General features: G+C 45.0%; 18 protein-coding genes. 10 read left to right on the plus strand and 8 right to left on the minus strand.

The window, feature by feature from the left end:
- Positions 1 to 123 precede the first annotated feature (123 nt).
- On the minus strand, positions 124 to 1,551 hold the full coding sequence (locus J7E21_RS02570; RefSeq protein WP_251047769.1) for a tetratricopeptide repeat protein: 1,428 nt from the start codon (positions 1,549 to 1,551) through the stop codon (positions 124 to 126).
- A 264-nt stretch (positions 1,552 to 1,815) separates the two neighbouring features.
- Here J7E21_RS02570 and J7E21_RS02575 point away from each other — a divergent pair, with 264 nt between their 5' ends.
- Positions 1,816 to 2,412 (plus strand): general stress protein, encoded by a 597-nt coding sequence (locus J7E21_RS02575; protein ID WP_251047770.1) that lies wholly within the window; start codon positions 1,816 to 1,818, stop codon positions 2,410 to 2,412.
- Positions 2,413 to 2,564: 152 nt separating this feature from the next.
- Positions 2,565 to 3,506, plus strand: coding sequence for a YflT domain-containing protein (locus J7E21_RS02580; protein ID WP_215104463.1), 942 nt, complete (start codon positions 2,565 to 2,567; stop codon positions 3,504 to 3,506).
- A 40-nt stretch (positions 3,507 to 3,546) separates the two neighbouring features.
- Here J7E21_RS02580 and brnQ read toward each other — a convergent pair whose 3' ends face one another.
- From brnQ to J7E21_RS02595, 3 genes are all read right to left on the minus strand, one after another.
- Complete coding sequence (gene brnQ / locus J7E21_RS02585; RefSeq protein ID WP_215104465.1) at positions 3,547 to 4,896, minus strand: branched-chain amino acid transport system II carrier protein; 1,350 nt, start codon at positions 4,894 to 4,896, stop codon at positions 3,547 to 3,549.
- Between the two features lie 122 nt (positions 4,897 to 5,018).
- Positions 5,019 to 5,210, minus strand: a complete 192-nt coding sequence (locus J7E21_RS02590) for a CsbD family protein (RefSeq protein WP_215104466.1) — start codon at positions 5,208 to 5,210, stop codon at positions 5,019 to 5,021.
- Between the two features lie 106 nt (positions 5,211 to 5,316).
- Positions 5,317 to 5,607: a hypothetical protein gene (locus J7E21_RS02595; protein ID WP_215104468.1), complete on the minus strand. Its 291-nt coding sequence runs from the start codon at positions 5,605 to 5,607 to the stop codon at positions 5,317 to 5,319.
- 421 nt (positions 5,608 to 6,028) lie between these two features.
- Here J7E21_RS02595 and J7E21_RS02600 point away from each other — a divergent pair, with 421 nt between their 5' ends.
- Positions 6,029 to 7,105 carry a glycosyltransferase family 4 protein gene (locus tag J7E21_RS02600; RefSeq protein WP_215104470.1) on the plus strand — a complete coding sequence of 359 codons (1,077 nt, stop codon included), beginning with the start codon at positions 6,029 to 6,031 and terminating at the stop codon, positions 7,103 to 7,105.
- A 103-nt stretch (positions 7,106 to 7,208) separates the two neighbouring features.
- Here the strand turns inward: J7E21_RS02600 and J7E21_RS02605 are convergent, their stop codons facing one another.
- Positions 7,209 to 8,255 (minus strand): LCP family protein, encoded by a 1,047-nt coding sequence (locus J7E21_RS02605; RefSeq protein ID WP_215104472.1) that lies wholly within the window; start codon positions 8,253 to 8,255, stop codon positions 7,209 to 7,211.
- A 162-nt stretch (positions 8,256 to 8,417) separates the two neighbouring features.
- Positions 8,418 to 9,053, minus strand: coding sequence for a YigZ family protein (locus tag J7E21_RS02610; protein WP_215104474.1), 636 nt, complete (start codon positions 9,051 to 9,053; stop codon positions 8,418 to 8,420).
- Between the two features lie 398 nt (positions 9,054 to 9,451).
- Between J7E21_RS02610 and J7E21_RS02615 the strand changes: the two genes are divergently transcribed.
- Together J7E21_RS02615 and J7E21_RS02620 are read left to right on the plus strand one after the other, a co-directional pair.
- Positions 9,452 to 10,597 (plus strand): sensor histidine kinase, encoded by a 1,146-nt coding sequence (locus J7E21_RS02615; RefSeq protein WP_215104476.1) that lies wholly within the window; start codon positions 9,452 to 9,454, stop codon positions 10,595 to 10,597.
- 27 nt (positions 10,598 to 10,624) lie between these two features.
- Positions 10,625 to 11,299, plus strand: a complete 675-nt coding sequence (locus J7E21_RS02620) for a response regulator (protein ID WP_215104478.1) — start codon at positions 10,625 to 10,627, stop codon at positions 11,297 to 11,299.
- A gap of 47 nt (positions 11,300 to 11,346) precedes the next feature.
- Here J7E21_RS02620 and J7E21_RS02625 read toward each other — a convergent pair whose 3' ends face one another.
- The gene (locus tag J7E21_RS02625; RefSeq protein ID WP_215104480.1) at positions 11,347 to 11,955 is read right to left on the minus strand and encodes an exonuclease domain-containing protein; all 609 of its coding nucleotides are present in this window, start codon (positions 11,953 to 11,955) and stop codon (positions 11,347 to 11,349) included.
- Positions 11,956 to 12,088: 133 nt separating this feature from the next.
- On the opposite strand from J7E21_RS02625, the gene J7E21_RS02630 reads away from it, so the two are divergent.
- From J7E21_RS02630 to J7E21_RS16170, 4 genes are all read left to right on the plus strand, one after another.
- Entirely contained in the window at positions 12,089 to 12,649 is a 561-nt protein-coding gene (locus J7E21_RS02630; RefSeq protein ID WP_215104482.1) for a DUF4440 domain-containing protein, read from the plus strand.
- A gap of 171 nt (positions 12,650 to 12,820) precedes the next feature.
- Positions 12,821 to 13,651: a DegV family protein gene (locus J7E21_RS02635; RefSeq protein ID WP_215104484.1), complete on the plus strand. Its 831-nt coding sequence runs from the start codon at positions 12,821 to 12,823 to the stop codon at positions 13,649 to 13,651.
- Positions 13,652 to 13,691: 40 nt separating this feature from the next.
- A complete protein-coding gene (locus J7E21_RS02640) occupies positions 13,692 to 15,020 on the plus strand; it encodes an ATP-dependent helicase ComFA (RefSeq protein WP_215104486.1) in 1,329 nt (442 codons plus the stop codon).
- Positions 15,017 to 15,676, plus strand: a complete 660-nt coding sequence (locus tag J7E21_RS16170; protein ID WP_251047772.1) for a ComF family protein — start codon at positions 15,017 to 15,019, stop codon at positions 15,674 to 15,676. Before J7E21_RS02640 ends, J7E21_RS16170 begins: the two co-directional genes overlap by 4 nt.
- 65 nt (positions 15,677 to 15,741) lie before the next feature.
- On the opposite strand, the gene J7E21_RS02650 is transcribed toward J7E21_RS16170, so the two are convergent.
- Positions 15,742 to 16,449: an SDR family NAD(P)-dependent oxidoreductase gene (locus tag J7E21_RS02650; RefSeq protein ID WP_215104488.1), complete on the minus strand. Its 708-nt coding sequence runs from the start codon at positions 16,447 to 16,449 to the stop codon at positions 15,742 to 15,744.
- 125 nt (positions 16,450 to 16,574) lie between these two features.
- On the opposite strand from J7E21_RS02650, the gene hpf reads away from it, so the two are divergent.
- On the plus strand, positions 16,575 to 17,141 hold the full coding sequence (gene hpf / locus J7E21_RS02655) for a ribosome hibernation-promoting factor, HPF/YfiA family (protein WP_285228723.1): 567 nt from the start codon (positions 16,575 to 16,577) through the stop codon (positions 17,139 to 17,141).
- Positions 17,142 to 17,335: the final 194 nt, after the last annotated feature.

Below are 17,335 nucleotides of genomic sequence, written 5' to 3' on the forward strand. Positions count from 1 at the left end.
AGGAATACGAGCTTTAGCAGCTAACTCTTCAGAATCGGATACAGTATTGAATGTTGGTAAGGTGCTTAATGCAATTGCGGATACAAATAATATGGCGATACCTTTTTTCATTATTCTCCACTCCTAATCAATATTAAGTACTTCCTTGTACGCATCCTTTGATTTTTCCAATGCCTCAGCAGACTCTTTATATCGACCCTGTCTAAAGTATAACTTACCCAAATAACCAAGGTAATATCCTAAGTCATGAAAACTATCGGAATTTTCAAAACTTTTTATTAGTTTATTTAATAAAATTGCCTCAAATTCTTCTTCTTGATCATTTAACAAATAAGTAAGAGCTACGAATTCCATGTAAGCATCCATAAAGGCGGAATTTGAAGGTGAATCTAAGCGCAACTCTTTTGCTTTTACAATCTCTAAACCAATAACCTTTGTTTCATGGGCTTTAACTTTATTGCCAAGTTCGAAATAGCTTTTAATCAAAATACAATGCGCGGAAATAGAGTCAGCTACGTATTCGTCGGGGATGTATTTTAAAGCGCTATGCAAATGTGGAATCGCTTGTTCATACTGTTGATAAATAAAATACGAATAACCTACATTATATTCCGTAGTGAACTTCAAAATATCGATATCCAATTTGTTGCCGATAGTTAAGGCGTTTTTATAATGCTCCATTGATAGTTTATGGTTTCCAAAATGTTCGTGGGTTATTGCTATATTAAGGTGACACTCCACAATCCTTTTCGGAACAAACTCTTGCTGATATATCTTTAAAGCTAAATCTGAATATTTAAAAGCCAATTCATGTTCACGACAATAATTGCTAGATATCCCGATTGAATAATAGAGATCGCCAAGTTCTGCAGCAGAAATGGATTTTGGAGCAATCTTTTCAGCGATCAAATAGGTCTTTAATGCCTGTTCATAATCATTAAGAATATAGTTATAGTTCCCATTATATTTATTGAACAGGTAATACTGTTCCTGATTCATAAATTCCTTGAAGCGGTCCATTTCCTTGATCTTATCTTCAGCACACTCCAAATCACCGGTGATGATGAAGTAGCGGATCTGTTGGATGTCGAATTCGAGTTCGACATCTTCATCTGCGCGCAATAGAGGGTGGCTGGAGATATCTGCGTAATGCTCCATGATCTTGCCTTTGTTCTGTGGATGGAGCAGCGAGTTTTTGAAGTTTTTCACGAGCACTTTGCCGATCGGATTGTCCTTCGCGGCTAGCGGGATTTCGAGTTTTTTGCACAGAGCTTCCAACTCTTTGAGTGCAGGTTCTTTCTGTCCAGTTTCGATTTTTTTCAAATCTTTTGTCGAAAGAATGCCTGATGCTGTTTCTTCCAAGCTGAAACGCTTTTTCAGCCGATGATATTTCAAACGCATTCCTGTATCCATTTCCACTCTCCTTTCCAGTTGCATGGGCAGCACTTCAATCATCCATGTAGGAGAGTTTTCCCCAGCTCTACCAGGCGGTCCCGGTAGGCGGAAATCCGAGAGATTGTTCAGTACGATAATTACCGCCTCCAAATCCATATGTTACTTTATTTACTCATATTAAATCTATGATAGCATCAATTTTCAAAATAAACTGCTTTTTTATTATCATAACTCTTGTTTTTAGAAAAAAGGTAAAAAGTGCCTAATAACTAAAAAATAATCCAAATCATTACATTAATTAGTTTTATGCATAGTTCTTTTGATTCAATGCGAGTGACTTATTGAAGTTTAGGTTATAAGAGATTAAGGGTAAACAGAAATAACCCAACAAATTAACTTATTTATAATCGGAGGTTTTTTATGATGAGTTCATCCAATAAAATAATACTAGGCGTTGTCTATTCACAGGAAGATTATGAGCGTAAGATTGCGCAATTGACCGAACAAGGGTATTCGGCAGCTGATATTCATGCAGTCGCAGAGAATGCCGACAGCTTAAGAGGGACACAAGTTCAAGTCGAAGAAGCGGGCACGTTCGGGGACAAATTGAAAAGCTTTATGACAGGGAAAAGTGCAATCCGAGAAGCTGTCGAATCGCTCGATTTGTCGGAAGCGGATTCTAAGCGCTATACGGAAGATGTAGCTAAAGGCGGAATTCTGTTATACGCTGAAGGTGGAAGAGAAGGAATTGTGGAAGCTGTGAGAGAAGCGGAAGGCAGCTCACTGGATACTCCTGCCGATGCAGAGCGCCAGCAATTCATAAAATCGGTCGATAATAACTACGATGAGCAGGAAGATCGATTTGCACGCGGGGAGACGTTCCTGCAAGACCCGACTCTTGTAAAAGATGAGCGGCATGTGTCATTTTCGACGCAGGAAAAGCCTGAAGTCGAAAAAGCAAGAGGCGGCAGCAGCAAAGCGGAAACGCATAGTACGAGCGATAAAAAATATAAATAACTAGTAGAGCTTTCATCCATATCAGGATGGGGGCTTATTTGTTTTTTAAAAGCGTTTGGATCATGGAGTCAAAGAAATAATGCGATGTTTTAGCGTCTATGCAGTGAGGGTAAACAAAAATTAAGAAAAGATTAATTCAGGAGGTTATGAAGATGGCACAGACAAACCGTCAATATGAAATTGTGTATTCGCAAGAGGAAATGGAGCAAGCACTAGACACTCTTATCGCAAGAGGATACCGAAACGAAGATATTCATGTCCTGGCGAACGATAAGAACATGGTGAAGCAAGCGCATGACCGGTACGGGGTGGATGCCTACAAGGCAAATTCCTTCAAAAATCGCATGAAGATTTTCTTGACCGGCGAAAACGAGGCGCGAACGAAGCTCGAACAATTCGGTTTGGACCGTGATGCAGTTGACCATTATGATCGTGAAATTGAGCGCGGAGCTGTTTTGCTTTATACGGATGGCACACCTAGCGGAAGCGGGGAAAGTGAACATTTTTCTTCGCATTCGGATGATAACCGTCCGATGGATTTAGAAGGTGAAGACCGCAATACCGCATTTGCTCCATTTGGCCGCGACATAGAGCGCGAGGGAAGACAGTATAACGAAGAAAAAATTCTTGATAAAGATGACCAAAAGCACGAAAAACACCGTGATACTGGAGTGAAAGGGATTTATACGACGGATGCTACACGTGAAGAGACGAATAAATCCCAACCGCATAGTAAATCGCAGGATTCGCGCCTAAAAGGCGATGAAATCCATCCGACTGGAGATCGTGCAAAGCCATCAGGTGCAGAGAAACCAGCTGAAAAACGCATGGATCATGAGCCGGAACTCGGAACTTCTGAAGGCGAAAAGGAACTTAACCGTGAAGACGGAGTAAACCGCCGCCAGAATGAACCATCACCCGGAGCAGATCCGAACCTTGGGCCGGCTCCATTCGGCAGAGACTCTGAAGAAGAGCATTTGTTGAACGATCGCCGGGATGATTTTGAATCTCCAAAAAGCCCGCGGAATGTAAATGATTTTCATAATCAAGTTGAGAAAAAAACAGGCACACCACCGACGCCTCGGTTATTCTAAATAAAAAGGCCAGAGAAAATATTCTTTTCTCAGGCCTTTTTTATTGTGCAGTTTGTTTGCGTGGTGAGTTTGGTTTATGCGACATCCGTGCGATGATCATGCCGATAATCGTTCCGATGACCGCAGGCATTAACCACCCGATTCCTTGCTCATAAAACGGTAAATACGAGAACAGTTGGCTGGCTGCAGCAAATTCAAATCCAGAGCTTTTCAATGCGTCGAAAATACTGATAATACCCGTCAACACTAATGGAATAATGTAGACATACGGTTTTTGGTAAAAAGAGCGGTCGAAAAATGATAATATTACGAGCACAATGGCTAGTGGATAAATCGCCAATAATACAGGCAATGAAATGGCAATAAGCTGCGTTAATCCTACGTTGGCTATAATGGCCGAGAAGCCGGCAAAAATGAAGACATAGACAATATAAGAGAGTTGCGGGAAAATCTTATTGAAAAACTGGGACGTTGCCGAAACGAGCCCGATGGAAGTAGTTAAGCAAGCAAACGTGATTGCCAGCGCTAAAATGAAGCCGCCGATTTCTCCGTATAAGACACGTGCAGCCAGGGCGATTACTGCACCGCCGTTTTCTTGCATCCCGACAGCTTCTACACTGGTGGCACCGATATAGCTCAGAGACAGATACACGAGCGACAATCCGGTTGCCGCGATAAATCCTGCATAGGCCGTCGTTTTTAAAATGACGTTTTTGTCTTCAACGCCTTTAGCGCGGATGGACTGGATGATAACAATCCCGAACACGAGCGCCGCGATAGCGTCCATGGTCAAATACCCTTGCAGGAAGCTTTCGAAAAATGCCTCTGTGTCATAATTTCCGACTGGCGCGCCGATCGGGCCCATTGGCGTCAGGAAGCTTTTCACAGCCAGGAAACCGATGACCACAATAAGTATCGGCGTAAGGATTTTTCCGATGCGATCAACCAGTTTGGTCGGATTTAAAGCAAATAGAACGGTAATAGTGAAGAAAATGATGGTGAACAGAAATAGCGACCAAAACGACGACGCTAGTCCAGCTGTTAAAAATGGCGCAGTGCCGATTTCAAACGCAACGGTTGCAGTACGTGGAATTCCGAAAAAAGGCCCGATTGCCAAGTAGACGATCATTGTGAAGACGATACCGAAGACCGGGTGTACTCGGCCGGCAATGGATTGCAAATCTCCACCCGCCTTAGCGATGGCCAGGATGCCGAGAAGCGGCAAGCCCACACCTGTCAGTAGAAACCCGAATATGGCCAGAAGTAGTTGGTCACCGGCTAATTGTCCAAGGTAAGGGGGGAAGATAAGGTTTCCAGCACCGAGAAACAGCGCGAAAAGCATAAGGCCGATGGTCAAGGTTTCAGAATTTGTAAGCGTTTTCTTATTCATGGAGTTCTCCTTCTGAATTAAACATAGTTGCACAGAAATTTATTATAACTGAATTCACGCAGTTATGAAAATTATAATAGGGAAAATAAAAAAGCCGGCATGAATGCCGGCTTTTCAAGTTATTACTTATTTTTATTGATGCCGTCTTTAAACTTGCCAACGGTATCTTGGAATTTCCCTTTTGTTTTGTCCGTTTTGCCTTCAGCTTGCATATCCTGGTTATCGGTCGCGTTGCCGACTTGGTCTTTCAATTCGCCTTTGCCTTTGCTGACGGCACCTTTTAGTTTATCTGAAAATCCACCTTTTTCTGCCATGGTATTGCCTCCTTTAAAATTATCTTATTTCTTATATAGCCGCTCTATGAAACTGTAAACCTTAAATGGAAAATAAAAGCTTCCCTGTATGTTGGGAAGCTGATGCTTACGATTTTTGTGATTGTCTGTTTAGCGTTTCTTGGGCTTTGTCTTGGACAGATAAGCATAAATCCTGCTCGGCTAATCGTTTCAACGTCATCAGTGGTGTAGCTGCATTTGCGGCGACGCCTTGTCGGACTTCAGGATGCTGATCGAGTGATAAGTCCACTAACAAGCCTTCACAATTGATCGACCGTGCAAGTTCTGCTCTTTTTAGAAAATCCATTTTCAACACAGCGGCTTCATCGTAAGGGGACCAGTGTTTCTTTGATGCGTAAAATAGAAGGTTACTGTCCATAATTAGCACTCCCGCTCATTATAGTATGTTAATAGTAATCTATATGTTTATTATATCAGATAAAGGATATAATACTACAAAAGCGCCACTTAATTATCGGAATTTAATAAAAAGTTTAACATACCAATACTAAAGAACTGGTTTCCGTCAGTAGCCATTAGCTTTATCATTAATCCCGCTTCAACGTTCCGATTGGATCAACTAACAATCAGTGTGGGATTAAGAAAACCCCCACTATTGAAGTTTCTCTTTATTTTCAATAGAATTTTGAACAATGGAAACTTTTCTACCTTCCAAACCGTCCCGTAATAATGAGGAAAGCCTTTGAGCGCGGGGAAGTTATCACTTCCATTTTTCTTCTAGCGTGCTATAATAATAATGGATATGTATGCAAAATGAGATTTTTTTAAGGAGGAAGGACATGCTATACCTTACAATGGTTGTGGCATTCATCGCTTCGATTCTCCTGACACCCCTTGTGAAAAGATTAGCATTTCGCATCGGGGCAGTAGATCGGCCCAATTACCGAAAAGTGCACGCAAGAATAATGCCGCGTTTAGGCGGTTTAGCTATATTTGGATCTTTTTTGATTGCTTATTTCATTCTTCAACCAAAAGATCCCGTTTCATCAGCTATTGCTTCATCCTGGATTCCGATTGAAACAGCTATCATCATCGGAGCAGTGATCATCATTGTGACAGGCGTATTCGACGATATGCTTGAAATCACGGCTAAAGCGAAGTTGCTCGGGCAGCTCGTGGCGGCAGGCGTCGTGGTGGTCGGTGGGGGACTTGAAATTTCCTTCATCAACTTGCCTTTCGGTGGCGTGCTGGATTTCGGTTACTTCAGCATCCCGCTGACGATCATCTGGATTGTGGGCATCACCAATGCCATCAACTTGATTGATGGACTCGATGGCCTAGCAGCTGGTGTCTCGACAGTCGCATTGTTAACGCTTGCCGCGATGGCCTATATCATGGGCGATGTGTTCGTCATGTCGATGGCTGCGATTCTTGCTGCTAGTTCAATCGGCTTCCTGTTCTATAATTTCCATCCAGCGAAGATTTTCATGGGGGATACAGGAGCTTTGTTCCTCGGATTCATGATTTCAGTTTTGGCGCTCATGGGCTTCAAAAACGTCACAGTTGTAGCATTGATCATTCCGATCATCATGCTCGGTGTGCCGATTTCTGATACATTCTTTGCGATCGTGCGGCGTGTCCGCGAGAAGAAATCCATTTCGGAAGCGGATAAATCGCATTTGCACCATTGCTTACTGAACATCGGTTTTTCACATAGCCAAACGGTATTGATCATCTATGGCATAGCGGCACTGTTCGGATTAGCTACCTTGTTGTTCTCACAAGCTACATTGTGGGGAGGCATCTTGCTGATCGGTGTCATGCTGCTGGCGATCGAGTTATTTGTTGAGGTCGTTGGGTTGGCAGGAAAGAATTACCGCCCTTTGATCAACCTGGTAAGAATGATAGGGAAATGACGAGCGGCTGCGGCCGCTTTTTTCTTTGCACATGGAGATTTCGAATACGCGTGAACATGAAATAAGGCCTTAGAAACGAAATCGTTTCTAAGGCCTTATTTTCTTATTGCTCTGGCACCATTGAAGGGAGAGCTTGTTCGGCAAAATCGTCTGGATTTAAAGACAGATTGGACGTGTCCGGCTTCAAGCCGAGATGGCCTTGCAGGATGTCCTGTAATTCCTCAAGAGACTCTTCGTCAGGCATATAATAATAAATGCCCGTCGACATATCATCGTATCCTTGGACGCTCATCGTTTCTACATTCGGTTTGCCGTTTTTCGCATATTCGAAAAATGCCTGCATATCGCGGAAAGTTAGGTTGGTTTTCATATTGTCCCCAACTGCTTCAATGACATTTCCATATCTTGTAATAGAACCAGCCGATAAGGCTTTGTCCATGATGGATTCGAGGATCATTTGCTGGCGTTTCCCGCGTTCGATGTCATTGTCATAATAACGGGTTCTTGCTAGAGCGAGTGCCTCGCTGCCGTTCAGGTCCTGGATACCTTCCTCAAGTTCGATGGCATTGTGGGAATCGGTCTCATCTTTTTCTTTCATGTCGTATGGAACTTCAGCTGTAATGCCGCCGAGCGCATCGATCACGTCGACAAAGGCGTCAAAATTCATCGTCATGTAATAGTCGACAGGTACATTGAGCAACCCTTCGACGCTTTCGATAGTCGAACGTGGACCGTTATACGCATAGGCGTGTGTGATTTTGTCTTCTCGGCCGGAGTCCGGGATGTACGTATACGTATCACGTGGAATGCTGACGAGCTTCACCGATTTATCCGCATTATTCAATGTAGCTAAAACCAAGGCATCGGATCGGACATTATCGCTGCTTTGGTTTCGTGCTTCGCTGTCATCAATTCCGATAAAAAGAATGGAAATGTTGTCGTTAAGCGGTTCAACCTGCTCATCCCGCAGATCGGATTTATCGCGGCCGTCTGCAGTATAAGCATTATTCGCAGCGAATTCTGCTTTTTTCACGAGCCAAATGCCAAAGACGGATAAACAGATCAAAAGTGAAACTGACAAGATTGCGGTGATTTTCATTATTTTTCGCCGGCGTCTTGACTGCTCTTTACGGTGCAATTTACGGTTCATTATAATAGCTCCTCTAGAAGGGATTATGTGGGGCTTTTGGAACCGTCCCGCACATGTCCATGTCTGTAATGTAAGAATATGGACATAGTGAATTTACGAATTTTCATTTTTTGTGCTGTTGATATTATACAGTGATTTGCACCGTGCGTAAATGAAAAGAAACTATGGTAACGGAAATTCAAGGAATTCGGTTTTTTCGGAGCTGATTTTGGCTTGCCCATTCGTCATTTCGTTCATCCACGAATTAAATTCTCGTTCTTTTTCAATTGGCACATGGATGGATAATTCAACGAAATCCGAATACTCGATGCCCGCTAAAGGATATCCGGACTGACGGACTTCGTTTTCCATCTTGCCGAGCCACGTATAGTCGATCGACACCTGCATTAGGTAATGGAGGCGCCGTTCAATGATGCCGGCAGCTGCAATGGCTTCAGTAGCTGACTTGCCGTACGCACGGATCAAACCGCCACCGCCTAATTTAATGCCCCCATAATAGCGCGTTGTGACCAGCACGGTATCTTTCAATCCTTGTTTCTTCAATACTTCTAGCATAGGGACGCCGGCAGTGCCGCTTGGTTCCCCATCGTCGTTGGCTTTTTGGATGGAGTCGTGTTCGCCGATGATATACGCAGAACAATTATGCGTAGCTTGCCGGTGAAGCTGTTTGATCGAATTGATAAAAGCGATCGCTTCCTCTTCCGTTTCAGCACGAGCCGCATGGCCAATGAAACGGGACTTGTTTATGAGTATTTCTGCACTGGCAGAAGCTCCTACTGTTATGTAATTTTCTCGCAATTTAACTCCTCCTGTTGTAAAATAAAATCAGATATATAAGTTGAACTAATAAATTTCCACTGTAGATATTCCGCAAAACCACTCCGAGAAAAGCATTGCTCAGCTTCCCTTCGCTTATTCATTTCCTGCGGGGGGTCGGCTGACTCGTGTCGCGTCGCTACGTTGCTCCCTTGGGAGTCTCCGTAGTTTTGCTCCATATCTGTTTGTTTGTTCGCAAATTGTTAGTGGTCAAGTAGTAGTGGTAATTGACTGATATTTCTTTAGTTCAACATATATAGTTTGTAATGTATTCTTAATATGGGTTTGCACATAAAGTGGTATACTTGTTAAAGCCCGTTAAGCCAAAAGAAGCAAGAAATTAAAGGGCTACGTTAAGTATAGCTTAAGGCGGTTTTAGAATGGCAAAGAAAAGCGATGGAACTTCATTGGATTCCATCTTTGATGAACTGGTCGCAAAGATGGATCAGTCAAAAAAAGATATTTTCGCCATTAGCGAAGAAAGTCGCCAAAGCTACGAAGAAATGAAAGACGAACTGGAGAATGTCAGGGCGAACATCGGCCGCATCATTGCGGAAGGCGACGCTTTGGAAGAGAGGACGCGGGCAGCACGCCGGCGTCTCGCTGAATTGTCCCGTTCTTTTAATAAATTCACTGAAAGCCAGGTTCGTGAAGCGTATGAATTGGCGAACGAGCTGCAAGTGCAGTTATCATTGAACCGTGCAGAAGAAAAGAAATATCGCCAAAAACGTGATCGCCTCCAAAAAAAGCTCCAAAAACTTCTGCAGACGATCGAACGTGCAGAGCGCTTGGTTAATCAGATCAATGTGACGACAAATTATTTGTCATCCGATTCGGAAGATGTCGGTGAAGTGCTAGATAAGTCCAAAACGAAACAAGACTATAGTTTGCGCATTATTGAAGCACAGGAAGAAGAACGCAAACGGCTGTCGAGGGAAATTCACGATGGCCCAGCCCAAATGATGGCGAATGTTCTCTTGCGTTCAGATTTGATCGAAAAGACCTTCCGTGAAAAAGGGCCGGAAAAGGCTTTCAAGGAAATTTCTTCGTTAAAGGATATGGTGCGCCAAGCCCTGACGGAAGTCAGGCGCATCATCTACGACTTACGTCCGATGGCACTGGATGATCTCGGGCTTGTCCCGACTTTAAAAAAATATCTGGAAACGATTGAGGAATATAATCATGGTGTCCGGCTTGATTTCCAATCGAATGGCAAAGAAACACGGCTTCCGAACAATTTTGAAACGTCCATTTTTAGGCTTGTGCAAGAAGCGGTTTCCAATGCGATCCGCCATGGCAAATCGACGGACATCGAAGTCAAGATGGAATGGCTGTCAGAGCAAGTTTCCATCATCATCAAAGACAACGGCTCGGGCTTTGATCAGGGGATTGTCAAAGACCAGTCTTTTGGGTTGACCGGTATGAGGGAGCGGATCGAATTGATTGGTGGAGAATTTTTCATCAACTCTACGCTCGGAGAAGGAACAGTGTTGATGTTTCATATTCCGCTGAAGGCGGGTATATAAGATATGGTATTTGAGGAGGACGACATAATGACGAAAATTATTATTATCGATGACCACCAATTATTTCGTGAAGGGGTAAAGCGCATCTTGGATTTCGAAGATTCTTTCGAAGTAGTTGCAGAAGGCGGGGACGGCGAAGAAGTCTTGAAGCTTTACGAAGAGCATCATCCGGATGTCGTGCTGATGGATATCAATATGCCGCAGAAAAATGGCGTCGAAGCAACAGGGGAATTGATCGAGAAATTCCCGGACGCAAAAGTCATTATGCTGTCCATTCACGATGACGAATCGTATGTGACGCACGCTCTGAAAACAGGTGCACTCGGCTATATGCTGAAAGAAATGGACGCAGATGCGATTATCCAGGCGATCAAAGTCGTCGCTAAAGGCGGATCTTATCTGCATCCGAAAGTGACGCGCAATTTGGTCATGGAATTCCGCCGTTTGAGCGAACGCGAAAACAAAGGCTCTTTCCATCAGACGGAAATTCGCCGCCCTTACCATTTATTGACAAAGCGCGAAAGTGAAGTTTTACAGCTTTTGACGGATGGGCAAAGCAACCGCGTCATCGGAGAAACATTGTTCATCTCGGAGAAAACGGTGAAAAACCACGTATCAAGTATTCTCCAAAAAATGCAAGTAAATGACCGGACACAAGCTGTTGTAACCGCCATCAAAAACGGTTGGGTAGAAGTCCGCTAAAGCGGGAAAATAGAAAAAGCGCCGGAAGCATATGCTTCCGGCGCTTTTTACATGCGTCCGATGCAGAACTGGTAGATGGATGCGGTGACGAGGCAATCCCCGAGCGCATCGTGCGCATTGTGTTCGAGCTCCAGATAAGCTGATAAAGTCGTCAGCTTATGGTTCGGTGTTTCCGTGATGAATTTACGTGCGAGCCTGACCGTATCGATCACCTGATAAGGGGGAATCGGCGTAAACTGCTCCAGTGCATAGAGAAAGCCCATATCAAAAGGTGCATTATGGGCAACAATCGGCAAGTCACCGATAAAGCCAACCAGCTGCGGGGCGATTTCTTCGATCACCGGTGCATTTTCAACGTCTCTGTTTTGAATCCCGGTAATCCGTGTAATGGTGCTTGAAATCGCCCGTTCCGGGTTGATCATTAAATACATCGTCTGCTGCTGCTTGTGCCCGATATATTTGACGGCTCCAATTTGGATGATTTTATCGTCTCCTGCACGCAGGCCTGTCGTCTCGAAATCAAGGACGACATAATTCTCTACAGCTTCCATTGATAAGGTATATTTTTTCGCGCGCGCCGGGGTTCTTCGTCTCGGGTAGGTGCGGGTATCTTGCAGTTTTTTGTCGAGCAATCGTTCGGCTTCCCATTTCTCCACGTGCATTGCCTCCTTATAAGCTTTCTTCCATTGTACCGTAAGGCGAGATGAACTGTCCTGTTCGACAATGACACCGTTTCTTCATTGTATTCCACAGAAAGCTATGGCAAAATGAGCGCAGGAGGAATGCATCATGAAAAAATGGATACTAGCAACTGGCCTTATGCTTACACTTGCAGGCTGTTCGGGCGAAGACGATTCGGCGGTTAACAACAATAATGTAGAAGATGGCAATGCTACTAGTGAAAATAACGCGGTCGAACATGGCATCAAAGATCAAGAAGTAGGTTTTACATTGGACGATGATGGCGAAATCATCGCAGCGGAAGTTCCGGAAACGGAGCGACAGGAAATCCTTGGCGCTTACGATGAATATATCGCAGCATTCAATGAAGAGGATCTGGACCGTTACATGGGCGTGATCGCCGAGAATCCAGACGGCTTTGACCGGGAAGAAGATAGAGAAGCACTGGCGCAAGCTTTTGAAACATACGATACGACGTATACAACCAGCAATGAAACAATCGTGAAATATGAGGAAGGCCGTGCAGAAGTGTATGCTACGATTGATGTGGAGATGAAAGAAGCCGGCACTGAACAGGGTATGGAGCAATCCGGTCGGCAAGTAGTCGTTTTCAAGCAAGAAGAAGGAAACTGGAAAGTGACCAGTCTGCATTTCATCGGCAACCAATAAAGTTTTAACGGACTTCGCTTTTTCTGACACTGGCTATCCTGCTACTGTCGGGAAAAGCATTTTTAATTTCCGGATGAAGCATATCACATTGATTGATTCATCAAGGAAACTTATTTTTATTGCCAATTGGCAGACCAGATTTGATAAGATAGCAGTGGGGGCTGATTAGATATGAAAACAGCAATTGTAACGGATAGTACAGCGTATATTCCTCCGCAGCAAGCAAAGGACAAAGGAATCCATGTTGTTCCTTTGCAGATCACGTTCGGCACAAAAGCTTATGCTGAAACCGAATTGGGTGTTGAGGAATTTTATGAAAAAGCACGGGAAGAGCTTCCGAAAACGTCTCAGCCGCCGATCGGTGAATTTATTACACTTTATGAAAAGCTGGCAGAACAATACGATGAAGTCGTCGCGGTCCATTTATCCAGCGGCATCAGTGGAACCTTTGCGGGCTCGGTACAAGCAGGGGACATGGTTGAAGAGCTGGATGTCCAAGTATTCGATTCTGAGATAGCTTGTGCGGTTCAAGGGTTTTATGCATTGAAAGCAGCTGATTTGGCAGCACAAGGAATGGATGCAAAAGGGATTCTTGCTGCACTTGCCGAAATGAAACAATCGTTGCGGGCTTATTTCATGGTGGAAGATTTGCGCCACCTGCAGCGCGGAGGCCGCTTGTCCGGTGCGCAGGCACTCGTCGGGAGCATGCTCCAAATCAAGCCGCTATTGCATTTCCAAGATAAATTGATCGTGCCGTATGAAAAAATCCGCACACGAAAAAAAGCGATGAACCGCATCGCGGAAGAACTGAAGAAAGACTGCGGCAAAGAGCCGCTGCAAGCGACGGTCATCCATGCGAACCGACCAGAAGAAGCAGAGAAATGGAAGGCAGAACTTGAACTCGCTTGTCCGGATGTGGAATTCACCATTTCCCATTTCGGGCCGGTCATCGGTACACATTTAGGAGAAGGCGCTATGGGTCTTGGCTGGGCAAAGAAATGACCTGCTAAGGCCTTTTGGCTACCCAAAAAGGAGGACATTCATGAGACCAATGGAAGCATTTTTAACCGGGCGTGTTTGGATTAGGCAAGCATTTCCTTTTTCGGAACAGGAATTGCAAGAAGCCATTCAGCAAAACAAAGCACAAGTGATTGCAGGCATTACAGATGCCGGCGAATGCCGCAGATGCCTCGAGCGCTCGCAAGCATCCATCATTGCCTATTATTGCGCGACATGCAACAAGGTTTGCCGCTATTGCCGGACATGCATTAAGATGGGCCGCATCAGCAGCTGCACGGAATTGGTTGTATGGACGGCACCAACCGCCAAACAGATTGGGCCGAGAGTATTCGGCTGGCAAGGATCGCTCACCTTTTTGCAAGAAAAAGCGTCACAAGCCATTTCCGCAAGCATCGAAAGGGGCAGTGACCATTTGCTGTACGCAGTCTGCGGAGCGGGCAAAACAGAAATCCTCTTTGCCCCGATTTATGAAGCGCTGCAAAAAGGTTTGCGCATTTGTGTCGCAGCCCCGCGCACCGATGTCATCCTTGAACTGGCTCCGAGATTTCACCAAGCTTTCCCGGACGCCACCATTCATACCCTCTATGGCAACAGCCCCGAACAAAACGGCTACGGAGAAATCATCCTCACCACAACCCATCAATTGTACCGATTCCATGAAGCTTTTGACGTACTGTTCGTCGACGAAGCGGATGCCTTTCCGTATTCGCTCGATCCTTCACTTGAACGGGCAGTGAAAAAAGCGAGGAAACGGAACGCCCCGATTATCTACATTTCTGCGACTCCATCGAAAACACTCCAAAAAAACGTCTCCGAGCACTCCACCATTTTCCGCCGCTATCATGGTGCGCCGTTGCCTGTCCCCAGTTACCGGGCTCTGTGGAATTACGAACGGAAAATCCATCGAAAAAAAATTCCTGTGCCATTAAAAAAATGGATCGAGGATAAACTCCAAAAAAAGCAGCCATTCCTGTTGTTTTTCCCTTCTGTCGAATTGATTGATCAAGCAGCACCGCTGTTGAAGGCAATTGATTCGCGCATTGAAGCGGTCCATTCGAAAGATCCGGACCGCAAAGAGAAAGTGCTGCGGCTGAGAAATGGCGCACTCTTGGGCCTAGCGACATCGACGATTTTAGAGCGCGGCATTACCATTGCGAATTTGCAAGTTGCGGTCATCGGTGCCGATCACCGGGTTTTCGATGCGGCAGCGCTCATTCAAATTGCGGGGCGTGTCGGACGAAGCGCTGCTGATCCGACGGGGGATGTCCTGTTTTTCCACGACGGGATCGCACACCAAATGGACCAGGCCCGTCAAACGATTCTTTCTTATAATAAGGAGGCGATCACATGAACTGTTATTTATGCGATCAACAACTGCGCTTTGTTCCGTCTTGGCGGGGGATTTTTCTACAGGAACTGCCGGAAGTGCTGTGCAGGGAGTGCAGAAGCGGATTTTTGAAGCTCAACACCTCAGGCTGCAGGCTTTGCAGCAAGCCAGGCGATGCATTATGCCGCGATTGTTTGTACTGGGAAGCACATGGCTATCAAGATTTGATCGAATCAGGTATTAGTTTATACAGCTATAATGAAGCGATGAAAAACTGGTTTCATCAATATAAGTTTTTGAAAGATGTCGTACTAGCGGAAGTGTTTGCTAGCGACTTGAAGGAAATTCTCGTTAAAGAACGGGCAACGGTTGTGCCGATCCCGCTTCACCCTGGCAAACTTCATGAACGCAGCTTTTCGCAAGTAGATCAATTGCTCGTGGCAGCAGGAGTTCGGTACAGCCATTTGCTCGAAAAATGCGGCGAAACTTTAGGTGAAAAAAACCGCCAAGAACGGATCGCTTCAACCGATTTGTTCCATCTAAATGGTGAGGCGGTTCCGAAACAGGTTTTGCTGGTGGATGACCTTTATACGACAGGCACTACGATGCGCCACGCGGCCAAAGCGTTGACGCAAGGCGGCGCTAAAGACATCCGCATGCTGACCTTGATCCGCGCCTAACGAGGCATCGGCCATTTCATTTGCTCTAAAAGGCATAAAAAAACAGCTGCTGAGCAGCCGCTTGTTCAATGTTCGTAAATCATTTTCCGGGTCATTCCGCCGTCAATCGTGAGACATTCACCTGTGATGAAAGAATTGTCCGGATTTGATAGAAATAAGCATGCTCTTGCGATATCGTCGGTCGTCCCGGCGCGTCCGCTCCAATGCTGCTGGTGGTCAACGGCCCGCAATTCTGTCGGGTCCCCGGTATGGATCCAGCCCGGGGCGATCGAATTGACGCGGATGCCTTTTGTGTGGAGGCTCGCAGCAAGTGAATGGCTTAATGCGTAAATGCCGCCTTTCGACGCCGAATAGGCTTCCGTTCCTTCCTCTGACATGAATGCTCGTGTCGAAGACATATTGACGATTGAGCGGATGTCGTCATCCATATAACGGGCGGCTTCACGGCTGCAGATAAAGACGCTTTTCAAATTCGTATCGAGCACTTGGTCCCAATCTTGTTCTGTAATGTCCCATAGCGACTTGAATTCTGAAATGCCGGCATTGTTGATGAGGACGTGGATGCTGTTATGCGTCTCGTAAATATCGCGAAAGACATTTTCCACTGAAGAAAAATCCCCGACATCGCAGTGGTGGTATTCGATTCCTTCACTCGCGAGGGGGGTGATATCAAGGCCGATCACTGTGGCTCCCTGTTTCTGGAAATATTCTGCTACAGTTTTGCCGATCCCTTGTGCGGCACCCGTAACAACGACTATTTTTTTTGTAAACATTGGCTTCATCTCCTTGTCTCATAGTTTACCTTTTTGTTATCGTCCTGAAACTTTTTACGTTTCAAGAAGGATTCTTCAGGGAACTAGTAGAAATAGATAGATAGCAAAAAGAAGGAGGAGTTCATATGTTGCAATTCAACATCAGAGGCGAAAATATTGAGGTAACTCCCGCGATACGCGACCATATTGAAAAGAAAATCGAGAAAATCGAACGTTACTTCACCGACGGCGCGAACGCTACCGCTATGGTGAACCTAAAAACCTATAACCATAACCAAACAAAAGTGGAAGTAACCATCCCAATGAAAAATCTAACATTGCGTGCTGAAGAGCGGCACGCCGATCTATATGCGGCAATCGACTTGATCGTTGCGAAACTTGAACGTCAAATCCGCAAATATAAAACGAAAGTAAACCGAAAATTCCGTGACCGTGAAGGAATGGGGCTTGCATTTGCAATAGCCGAAAGCGAAGCGCAAAACAACGGCGCTGCAGATTCGGAAGAGGAAGATTTGAGAATCGTCCGTACAAAGCAGTTTGATTTGAAACCGATGGACGAAGAGGAAGCAGTGCTTCAAATGAATATGCTGGGGCATAATTTCTTCGTCTTCACCGATGCCGAATCCAATGGCACAAATATCGTCTACAAACGTAAAGACGGTTCATACGGCTTGATTGAAACAACTTCATAAAACAGAAAGCCTCCTGTAACGGGAGGCTTTTTTTTGTGGGCTTATTTCTGTTGCTCTTTGTTGAAAATAGAGTCTGTCAATCGATCGGTAATACATATCGGCGCTTTTTGGTAATCTATTGTTATGGTCTTGCCGATGCATTGTTTGCACGCTTTATAGTGCAGTGTTAAAATGAATGATGAGATTTTTATTGA

The organism is Planococcus sp. ISL-109 (genome assembly GCF_018613655.1).
In the GTDB taxonomy this organism is placed as follows: Bacteria; Bacillota; Bacilli; order Bacillales_A; family Planococcaceae; genus Planococcus.

Coding starts and splice junctions, on each gene's coding strand:
- J7E21_RS02595 (WP_215104468.1), bottom strand. CDS start 5,607: ATGGACAGTAACCTTCTATTTTACGCATCAAAGAAACACTGGTCCCCT.
- J7E21_RS02570 (WP_251047769.1), bottom strand. CDS start 1,551: ATGGATTTGGAGGCGGTAATTATCGTACTGAACAATCTCTCGGATTTC.
- J7E21_RS02600 (WP_215104470.1), top strand. CDS start 6,029: ATGCTATACCTTACAATGGTTGTGGCATTCATCGCTTCGATTCTCCTG.
- hpf (WP_285228723.1), top strand. CDS start 16,575: ATGTTGCAATTCAACATCAGAGGCGAAAATATTGAGGTAACTCCCGCG.
- J7E21_RS02620 (WP_215104478.1), top strand. CDS start 10,625: ATGACGAAAATTATTATTATCGATGACCACCAATTATTTCGTGAAGGG.
- J7E21_RS02590 (WP_215104466.1), bottom strand. CDS start 5,210: ATGGCAGAAAAAGGTGGATTTTCAGATAAACTAAAAGGTGCCGTCAGC.
- J7E21_RS02605 (WP_215104472.1), bottom strand. CDS start 8,255: ATGAACCGTAAATTGCACCGTAAAGAGCAGTCAAGACGCCGGCGAAAA.
- J7E21_RS02650 (WP_215104488.1), bottom strand. CDS start 16,449: ATGTTTACAAAAAAAATAGTCGTTGTTACGGGTGCCGCACAAGGGATC.
- J7E21_RS02640 (WP_215104486.1), top strand. CDS start 13,692: ATGAGACCAATGGAAGCATTTTTAACCGGGCGTGTTTGGATTAGGCAA.
- J7E21_RS02575 (WP_251047770.1), top strand. CDS start 1,816: ATGATGAGTTCATCCAATAAAATAATACTAGGCGTTGTCTATTCACAG.
- J7E21_RS02580 (WP_215104463.1), top strand. CDS start 2,565: ATGGCACAGACAAACCGTCAATATGAAATTGTGTATTCGCAAGAGGAA.
- J7E21_RS02630 (WP_215104482.1), top strand. CDS start 12,089: ATGAAAAAATGGATACTAGCAACTGGCCTTATGCTTACACTTGCAGGC.
- J7E21_RS02615 (WP_215104476.1), top strand. CDS start 9,452: ATGGCAAAGAAAAGCGATGGAACTTCATTGGATTCCATCTTTGATGAA.
- J7E21_RS16170 (WP_251047772.1), top strand. CDS start 15,017: ATGAACTGTTATTTATGCGATCAACAACTGCGCTTTGTTCCGTCTTGG.
- brnQ (WP_215104465.1), bottom strand. CDS start 4,896: ATGAATAAGAAAACGCTTACAAATTCTGAAACCTTGACCATCGGCCTT.
- J7E21_RS02635 (WP_215104484.1), top strand. CDS start 12,821: ATGAAAACAGCAATTGTAACGGATAGTACAGCGTATATTCCTCCGCAG.